The organism is Microbacterium sp. KNMS (genome assembly GCF_053851835.1).
Window position 1 is genome coordinate 229,093 of the sequence record NZ_JBSQBP010000002.1, and the last position, 8,610, is coordinate 237,702.

Consider the following 8,610-nt stretch of genomic DNA (forward strand, 5'->3'; position numbering starts at 1 on the left):
CCCCTTCTGCCGACCTGGAGAGACGATGACCGCAGCCTCCGACAGCACCTCCGCTCACGTCGCCGACACGCACGACGTCATCCGCGTGCAGGGCGCGCGGGAGAACAACCTCAAGAACGTCAGCATCGAGATCCCGAAACGGCGGCTGACGGTGTTCACGGGCGTCTCGGGGTCGGGCAAGAGCTCGCTCGTGTTCGACACGATCGCCGCCGAGTCGCGCCGCCTCATCGACGAGACCTACAGCGCGTTCGTGCAGGGGTTCATGCCGTCGGTGCCGCGCCCCGACGTCGACGTCCTCGAGGGGCTCACGACGGCCATCCTCGTGGACCAGGAGCGGCTCGGAGCGAATCCGCGTTCGACCGTGGGTACCGTGACCGACGCGAACGCGATGCTGCGCATCCTGTTCAGTCGGCTCGGGGAGCCGCACATCGGCGGCCCGACCGCGTTCTCGTTCAACATCCCCACGCAGAAGGCGAGCGGCGTGATGACGTCGGCGACGGGGGAGAAGACCATCGTCAAGGACGTCGTGTACCTCGGCGGCATGTGCCCGCGGTGCGAGGGGAGGGGAGCGGTGTCCGACATCGACCTCTCCCAGGTCGTGGACGAGTCGAAGTCGCTCGATGAGGGTGCGATCATGGTGCCGGGCTACACGCCGGACGGTTGGATGGTGAAGGGGTTCTCGCAGTCGGGGTTCTACCCGTCGGACAAGCCGATCGCCCAGTTCACCGAGAAGCAGCGGCACACGTTCCTCTACGGCGAGGTGACCAAGGTCAAGATCGCCGGCATCAACATGACGTACGAGGGGCTCATCCCCAAGATCACGAAGTCGATGCTCTCGAAGGACATCGACGCGCTGCAGCCGCACATCCGCGCCTTCGTGCAGCGCGTGGCGACCTTCGCGACGTGCCCGGAGTGCGACGGCACCCGTCTGACCGAGGCGGCGCGCGGCTCGAAGATCGACGGCGTGAGCATCGCCGACGCGTGCCGCATGCAGGTGACGGACCTCGCCGAATGGGTGCGCGGGCTGGACAAGCCCGGCGCAGGCCCGCTCCTCGCGGCGCTCGGCGCGAATCTCGACGCGTTCGTGACCCTCGGCCTGGGCTATCTGAGCCTCGACCGGCCATCCGGCACGCTGTCGGGCGGCGAGGCGCAGCGCATCAAGATGCTGCGTCACCTCGGCTCCGCGCTCACCGATGTCACGTACGTGTTCGACGAGCCGACGATCGGCCTGCACCCGCACGACATCCAGCGCATGAACACACTCCTGCTGCAGCTGCGCGACAAGGGGAACACGGTGCTCGTCGTGGAGCACAAGCCCGAGGCCATCGCGATCGCCGACCGCGTCGTCGATCTCGGGCCCGGCGCGGGCAGTGCCGGCGGAACGATCTGCTACGAGGGGACGGTCGACGGGCTGAAGGCCAGCGGAAGCCTGACCGGGAAGCACCTCGACGACCGCGCGCAGACCAAGCCGAGCGTTCGAGAGCCGAAGGGCGCCATCGAGGTGCGCGGTGCGAGCGAGAACAACCTGCAGGATGTCGACGTGGACGTCCCACTCGGCGTCCTCACGGTCGTCACGGGCGTCGCGGGGTCGGGCAAGAGCTCGCTGATCCACGGATCGGTCGCGCGACGTGAGGGCGTCGTCTCGATCGACCAGGGCGCGATCCGCGGATCGCGACGCAGCAATCCCGCCACCTACACCGGGCTCCTCGATCCCATCCGCAAGGCCTTCGCGAAGGCGAACGGCGTCAAGCCCGCGCTCTTCAGCGCGAACTCCGAGGGCGCATGCCCGACGTGCAAGGGCGCTGGCGTCATCGTCACTGAACTGGGGTTCATGGAGACCGTCGAGACGCCGTGCGAGGACTGCGGCGGCAAGCGGTTCCAGGCGGGCGTGCTCGAATACAAGCTCGGCGGGCGCGACATCACCGAGGTGCTCGACCTTCCCGTCGCGGAGGCACGCGCGTTCCTCTCCGAGGGCGAAGCGCGGATCCCCGCGGCCGCGGCCATCCTGGGCAGGCTCGAGGACGTCGGTCTCGGCTACCTGACGCTCGGCCAGCCGCTCTCGACGCTGTCGGGCGGCGAGCGTCAGCGGATCAAGCTCGCGAACGAGATGGGGGAGAAGGCCGAGGTCTACGTGCTCGACGAGCCGACGACGGGTCTCCACCTTGCCGACGTCGAGAACCTCCTCGGGCTGCTGGATCGGCTCGTCGACGCCGGCAAGAGCGTGATCGTGATCGAGCACCACCAGGCGGTGATGGCTCATGCGGACTGGATCATCGATCTCGGTCCGGGGGCCGGTCACGACGGCGGGCGCATCGTCTTCGAGGGCACGCCGGCCGAGCTCGTCGCCGCGAGGTCGACGCTCACCGGCGAGCACCTGGCGCAGTACGTCGGCGCTCCGGCTGTCACGGAAGCAGGCTGACCCGGTGAGCGACGCCGCACCGCCGCGCGACCGCGCGACGCGCAAGGCCGATGCGCTCCGCCAGCTGACCGCGCCTGCGGCGGACGCATGGGTGGCGACGGCGTCGCCCGACGGGCGACCCCATCTCGTGCCGCTGTCGATCGCGTGGGTGGATGATCGCATCATCGTCGCGCTCGAGGGCTCGTCTCTCACGGCGCGGAATATCGCGTCCTCCGGCGTCGCGCGGCTCGGTGTCGGCCAGACGAGAGATGTCGTCCTGATCGACGCGTCGCTCGACGCGACGCACGGCGTCGACGACGTCGAGAGCATCGGGCACGCGTACGCCGCGCAGGCGGACTGGGACCCGCGCGGCCTCGCAGGCTACGTGTTCCTCGTGCTGCGCCCGACGCGCATCCAGTCCTGGCGCGAAGTGGACGAGTTCCCCGGACGGATGCTCATGTCGGATGGCGAGTGGCTGATCTGAGGACAGCCCCCGTGCTCGGGATCATCCGATAATGCACATTATGTCAGTTCGCGTTGAGGAGTTGCCGGGTCCCTGCCGCGCCATCCATTCCTACTACTCTCCCGGGTATGACCGTCGCAGCTCCCCTGACCATCCGGCGGCGCAGCGAGCGCGACTGCGAGACGGTCGTCTCCTGGGTCGCGAACGCCGCTGACCTGTACCTCTTCACTGGCCCTCGGCTGCACTGGCCTCTGCGCGCGACGCAGCTCAGCGAGATGTGCCAGATCGCCGGGTTCTCAGCATGGGTGCTCGTGGACGAGACCGCGCGGACTGTCGTCGGCCACTTCGACCTGACGATCAACAACGGAACCGCGCGGCTCGGCCGCGTCATCGTCGCCCCGCAACGTCGTGGTCAAGGCCTCGCCCACGTGCTGGTCGACCATGCGATCGAACTGGCTCGCGCGTTCCATGCCCGGCAACTGTCGCTCAACGTGATCGCGGATAACGAGCCCGCGATCCACACTTACCAGCGGGCCGGCTTTCGCCCGGCTGCCGGACAGGATCGCCCAGACGTGTGCATGATGACGCTGCGCCTCGACGTCGTTGACGCCAGCGAATAGTCGTCAGGACTTAAACGGCCGGAGGTCGAACATCATGACTCCGAGATGCTTGTTCAGCCATGCGGCCTTATGTGGATACTTCCGCGCCGCTTTGTCCGTGAGCCGCGGTTCCAGCGCGCGCTCGATTCGCAGTCCGGCTGCACTGAACTGGTTGAGAAGATCCGCGACGGTGAAGACGCTGTGCGCCAGCGTGATCTGCTCGTTCCAACCGCTCGCGTAACTGTAGACCCCGCCCGCGTAATACTCCTCGCCCAACGATGTCCCGTTCGCTTCGGCGCGCTCGACCGCGTACCGGATCGGATGCGTGCGCGTCAGGAGGATGAACCCGCCATCGCTGAGCATGTTGCGCGCTTGTACGAGACAGCGAACCGGGTCAGTCGCGTAGCCGAACGACTGCAGGAACAGGACTCGGTCAAATGTGCGCCGAGTCAGGTCTCCGATGGATTCCATGTCGTTCATGTCGCCCCGGATCGAGGTCAGACCGTCAGGCGGTTCTGGGATGAAAGTCCCACTCGCGTCCACCCCCACAGACGGACCCGCACCCTCCGCAACAAGCTCGGCGAGCTTCGCGCCGCTTCCGCATCCGATGTCGAGGATCGATACGCCACGAACATCGCCAAGGAGTTCTCGCTGTGCAGGCCATTCAACCAGGCGATCGAGCGAGTCCTCGCGAAGGCGGGCACGTTCATAGTTGGCAGCGAGTGCATTCCATGGCTGCGAAGGCTGGGCAATCTCTTCCCGGAGCCCGGCCGCCCGAGCCGCTTTCGGTTCGCTCACATCGCACACGCTAGCTTGTGCGGGGCTGTGGCCGCCTCGTGGAGTGGGGAGAGTATCGCTGGGTGGATGCAGGAGAAGGACAGGCCATCGGAGCGTGCATGGCTCATCCGCTCCCCCGACATCTCACTCTGCCGTGACGAGCCCCGCGCGATGCGCGATCACCGCGGCTTCGACACGATTGCGCGCGCCGAGCTTGCCGAGGATCGCGCTGACGTGGCCTTTGACCGTTCCCTCGACGAGATGCAGCTGCGCGCCGATCTCCGCATTCGACGCCCCCGCGCCGAGCAGCGCGAGCACCGCCTTCTCCCGCTCGGTCAATCCCGCAAGCGCCTCCCGCGCGGCCGCGTCGCGCATCCGCTCTCCTCCGCGGTAGGGCGCGATGACCCTTCGGGCGATCGTCGGCGACAGATAGGCTCCCCCGTCGGCGACGGCACGGACGCCCGCGATGAGCTCTCGCGGATCAGCGGCCTTGACGAGGAAGCCCAGCGCGCCCTCGCCGAGCGCGCGCTCGACGTACTCGTCCTCGCCGAAGGTCGTGAGGATCACGACCCTCGTGCTCGGTGCCGCCCGCGCGATCTCCGCGGCCGCGGTGAGTCCGTCCACGCCCGGCATGCGGATGTCGAGGACCGCGACGTCCGGACGATGCTGCCGCACGCCCTCGATGGCGCTCCGGCCATCCCCTGCCTCGAACACGACCTCGATTCCCGCGTCGGACTCGAGGATCGCCCGCGCCCCCGCCCGGATCATGGGCTCGTCGTCCGCAAGGAGGACGCGGATCACGACGCACCCAGGAGGGTCTTCTCGACGAGCACGCCGTCCTCGAAGCAGAGGCGATACACCGCGTCGGTGAAGTGGAGCCAGCCGTCGCGTGCCGCGAAGTACTCGCACCGAGCGCCGCTCGGTGGCGCGTCTTCCTCCACGACGATCGGCGGCGGCGCGGGGATGCCCGCGGGCAAGCGGGGTGCGAGCTCCGAACGGGAGGCGCCCAGTTCGATCTGCTCGTAGACGCTCGACGGGATCGCCGTCTGGGTCACGGTGACCGCCTGCACGACGAGGATGCCGACGATGGCGAGCCCGAGGACGGCCGCAGGAACCACGGCCGACTGCAGGATCCGTCGGCGGGTCTCCTGCGAGTTCGAGGTCAGTGCCGCATCCCACACGCGGTCGTTCGTGTCCGTCCGCGGCTCAGGGCGAAGGGGCGCCCGGAGCCGCAGCTCGAAGCCGTCTGCGACCGCTCCCGCCTCGACCGACGCGCCGAGCAGGGCCGCACGGCGCTGGAGACTGGGGATCCCGTGCCCACTCCCCTGCGTCCCCTGCCGGGATGGCGCGCCCGACCGCACCTTCAGGTCGAGGTGCTCAGCGCCATCCGCAGCGAGCTCCACCTGGACGGCCGCTCCGGGTGCGTGGCGCGAGGCATTCGTGAGACCCTCACGCAGCGCGCGCGCCGTGAGCTCGATCATCAGGGGGTGCAGGCGGTCGAGCACGGCCGAGTCGAGGCGCGCCTCGACGGGAACGCCGGCCTGCTGCGCCCCATTCACGAGCGCCGCGATGTCGTCCTTGCCGAGGGGCTCGAGCCGACCAGTGGAAGCGGGTCGCGTCATGCGGACGACGTCGTGAAGCCGGCTGCTCGCACGCACCGCCGCTTCCCGGAGCTCAGCGAATCGCTCCCGCTGCGCCTCGTCCAGTCCCCGGCCGAGCTCGAGCGCACCCGCCTGGACCGCGATGAGAGCGAGCTCATGGCCGATGGTGTCGTGCAGGTCATCCGCGATGCGAGCCCTCTCCTCGGCCTGGGCGCGCTCGGCCAGCACCCGCGCGTCGGACTCGCGCTGCTCGGCGCGCAGCCGCCGATATCGCCCGATCCACCAGGGACCGACCACGGTCAGGATGGTGATGAGCGACGCCGCCATCCAATCGCCGGCAGACCCTCCGGGCAGGATGATCGAGAGCGGCAAGAGCGCGACGAGCATCGCCGCGACGGTGAGGATGGCTGCCGCGAGCGATCGCATGCGACGACCGGCGAGGTACGCGCACACCGCGGCAGGCAGAAGGAGAAGCACGACGGCGGAATCGCCCCAGCGTGCCACCGGCAATGAGGTCGCGACCGCCACGCCGAGGAGAGCGACGCCGAGGGCAGTCGGCCACGACTGTTGCACGTGATCGGTGATGCGCCGCATGCATTCATCGTAGGGAGCGGGCGTCACGCGCAGACCTGACGAAAGTAAGGACTCCTCCTGCCGTTCGACCGATTCGCTCGCGAAAGCCGATTCCTAGCGTCGCCTGCATGGACTTCATCGACCTCCTCACCACGCTGGTGACCGACCTCGCCGCATCGCCGTGGGTGTACCTCGTGGTGTTCGGCGTGTGCTTCATCGACGGCTTCTTCCCGCCCGTGCCCAGTGAGACGGTCGTCGTCGGCGCAGCGACGATCTCGGTCGCTTCCGGCGAGCCGCATCTGCTGCTTCTCATCGCGACTGCCGCACTCGGCGCGATCGCCGGCGACAACGTCGCGTATCAGCTGGGGCGAGCGATCGGCACGACACGCTTCCGATGGATGCGCACTCCTCGCGTCGCGGCCGCGATCGGATGGGCTCGCCGCGGCCTGCGGGATCGGGCGGCACTCCTCATCTTCGCGGCCCGCTACATCCCGGTCGGGCGCATCGCGGTGAACATGACCGCCGGAGCCACCGGCTACCCGGCGCGGCGCTTCGTGCCGCTCTCCGTCGCGGCCGGAACCGCGTGGGCCGCGTACTCCGCGCTCTTCGGCATCGTCGCGGGCCGATGGCTGCACGACCAGCCGCTCGTCGCCATCCTTCTGGCTGTGTGCGTCGCGACGGCGGTCGGTGCTCTCATCGATGCGATTCTCCGGCGCTTCCTCGCTCGCGACGCCGAGTCGCTGGACGAGAATCGTGCACAGCTGGAGGATCCGGTCGTCCAGGACTGATCCTGTGCGGGTCGCTCGCTCACCGGCGCACGTCGCTCCAGAGCCAGCGCAGGGCGTCGGGGAGAAGGACGCCGGCAACGCACCCCCGCCGCGATAGCCTCTCGCCATGGGCGTGCAAGCGATCGACATCCAGGTGGACGACGTCCCGGCGGCGACGAGACTGCTGTCCGAGGCATACGGATGGACCGTGCTCACGGACGGCCCACACTTCGGCGAGCTCGACGCGGGAGGGCTCCGGGTCATGCTGTCTCGCGATGCGATGGTGCCTTGGGGCACGACGGATGGCGTCATCCTGCATCACTACGTCGAGGACGTGGCCGCGGCCACCTCGCGCGCTGTCGCCGCCGGAGCCGAGCTGCTGCGCGGCCCTCTGCTCACGGACTGGGGCACCGAGGCGGCGTACCTCCGCGGCCCCGGCGGCCTGATCGTCGATGTGTGCAGGAACGCCTGACGTGTCGCTCCCCGTGCGATTCGACGAGCGGCCGGGCCGGTGATCATGACGAGCGGATGGCCGCACATCGACAAGTGCGAATGGCTCTTGCCCACTCCTCGGCGCCATGGAACCCTTCAAGCATGCTGATCTACTCGATGGGCGTGTCGGTCGATGGGTTCATCGCCGACCGCTTCGGATCGTTCGACTGGTCGGTGCCGAGCGATGACCTGTTCCGATTCCACCTCGATCGGGTCAGCGAACTCGGCGCCACACTCCTCGGACGTCGCCTGTACGAGACGATGCGGGTCTGGGAGACCGATCCGTCGTTCCGCGACTCTCCTGATGCGAACGCCTTCGCCGACGTCTGGACCGCCCTTCCGAAGGTCGTGTTCAGCCACACGCTCGAGGGCGTCGAAGGGAACGCCCGACTCGCTGAGGGCACCTTGGCCGAGGAGGTCGCGGCGGTCATCGAGTCCACACCCAAGGACGTCGAGATCGGCGGCGCGGATCTCGCCGCTCACGCCTTCGAACTCGACCTGATCGACGAGATCCGGATCTTCCGGTACCCCATCATCGTCGGCGGTGGTCCGCCGTTCCTTCCCCCGCTCGCCCAACCGCTCCCCCTCGACCTCATCGAGACGCGCACGTTCGACTCCCGCGTGATCTACGAGCGCTATCGCCGGACACGCTGACACTCCCCTCCCCCAGCGCTTGCGCTCGGTCACACCAAGGCAGAGTCGTTATCGTTCCGTGACCTTTTCTGTGGCCGTCGGGGTCGTAGGGGTCTTCGAATGTCGGTGGTGGGCGGGACACTGGTGTCATGAGCGATGGGGCTGTGTGGGGTGAAGGGGATGGTCCGTGCCCGACGGCTTCGGAGCGTGCGGCGGTGGAGTCGGCGATTGAGGCGATCCGGGCGGCGGACAGGGTGATCGCTCATGCGCAGGCGGCGCGTCAGATGGCGTTGGCGTCGGCGTCGCA

At 68.5% G+C, this 8,610-nt stretch carries 9 protein-coding genes; 6 read left to right on the forward strand and 3 right to left on the reverse strand.

The genetic code is table 11. The features are described from left to right. Positions 1-25: 25 nt before the first annotated feature. The 3 genes from ACWXWW_RS02445 (at position 26) to ACWXWW_RS02455 (ending at position 3,481) form a co-directional block, all read left to right on the forward strand. A complete protein-coding gene (locus ACWXWW_RS02445; protein ID WP_455968525.1) occupies positions 26-2,419 on the forward strand; it encodes an ATP-binding cassette domain-containing protein in 2,394 nt (797 codons plus the stop codon). Between the two features lie 4 nt (positions 2,420-2,423). Further along, a complete protein-coding gene (locus ACWXWW_RS02450) occupies positions 2,424-2,882 on the forward strand; it encodes a pyridoxamine 5'-phosphate oxidase family protein (RefSeq protein WP_455968528.1) in 459 nt (152 codons plus the stop codon). 107 nt (positions 2,883-2,989) lie between these two features. Next, complete coding sequence (locus ACWXWW_RS02455; protein WP_455968531.1) at positions 2,990-3,481, forward strand: GNAT family N-acetyltransferase; 492 nt, start codon at positions 2,990-2,992, stop codon at positions 3,479-3,481. 3 nt (positions 3,482-3,484) lie between these two features. On the opposite strand, the gene ACWXWW_RS02460 is transcribed toward ACWXWW_RS02455, so the two are convergent. From ACWXWW_RS02460 to ACWXWW_RS02470, 3 genes are all read right to left on the reverse strand, one after another. After that, entirely contained in the window at positions 3,485-4,258 is a 774-nt protein-coding gene (locus ACWXWW_RS02460) for a class I SAM-dependent methyltransferase (RefSeq protein WP_455968532.1), read from the reverse strand. Between the two features lie 123 nt (positions 4,259-4,381). Beyond that, complete coding sequence (locus ACWXWW_RS02465) at positions 4,382-5,038, reverse strand: response regulator (protein WP_455968533.1); 657 nt, start codon at positions 5,036-5,038, stop codon at positions 4,382-4,384. Continuing rightward, the gene (locus ACWXWW_RS02470) at positions 5,035-6,432 is read right to left on the reverse strand and encodes a sensor histidine kinase (RefSeq protein WP_455968535.1); all 1,398 of its coding nucleotides are present in this window, start codon (positions 6,430-6,432) and stop codon (positions 5,035-5,037) included. Before ACWXWW_RS02470 ends, ACWXWW_RS02465 begins: the two co-directional genes overlap by 4 nt. A 107-nt stretch (positions 6,433-6,539) precedes the next feature. On the opposite strand from ACWXWW_RS02470, the gene ACWXWW_RS02475 reads away from it, so the two are divergent. From ACWXWW_RS02475 to ACWXWW_RS02485, 3 genes are all read left to right on the forward strand, one after another. Further along, positions 6,540-7,199 (forward strand): DedA family protein, encoded by a 660-nt coding sequence (locus ACWXWW_RS02475; RefSeq protein WP_455968536.1) that lies wholly within the window; start codon positions 6,540-6,542, stop codon positions 7,197-7,199. Positions 7,200-7,305: 106 nt separating this feature from the next. Next, positions 7,306-7,650 (forward strand): VOC family protein, encoded by a 345-nt coding sequence (locus tag ACWXWW_RS02480; RefSeq protein ID WP_455968538.1) that lies wholly within the window; start codon positions 7,306-7,308, stop codon positions 7,648-7,650. Further along, complete coding sequence (locus tag ACWXWW_RS02485; RefSeq protein ID WP_455968539.1) at positions 7,635-8,324, forward strand: dihydrofolate reductase family protein; 690 nt, start codon at positions 7,635-7,637, stop codon at positions 8,322-8,324. Before ACWXWW_RS02480 ends, ACWXWW_RS02485 begins: the two co-directional genes overlap by 16 nt. Positions 8,325-8,610: the final 286 nt, after the last annotated feature.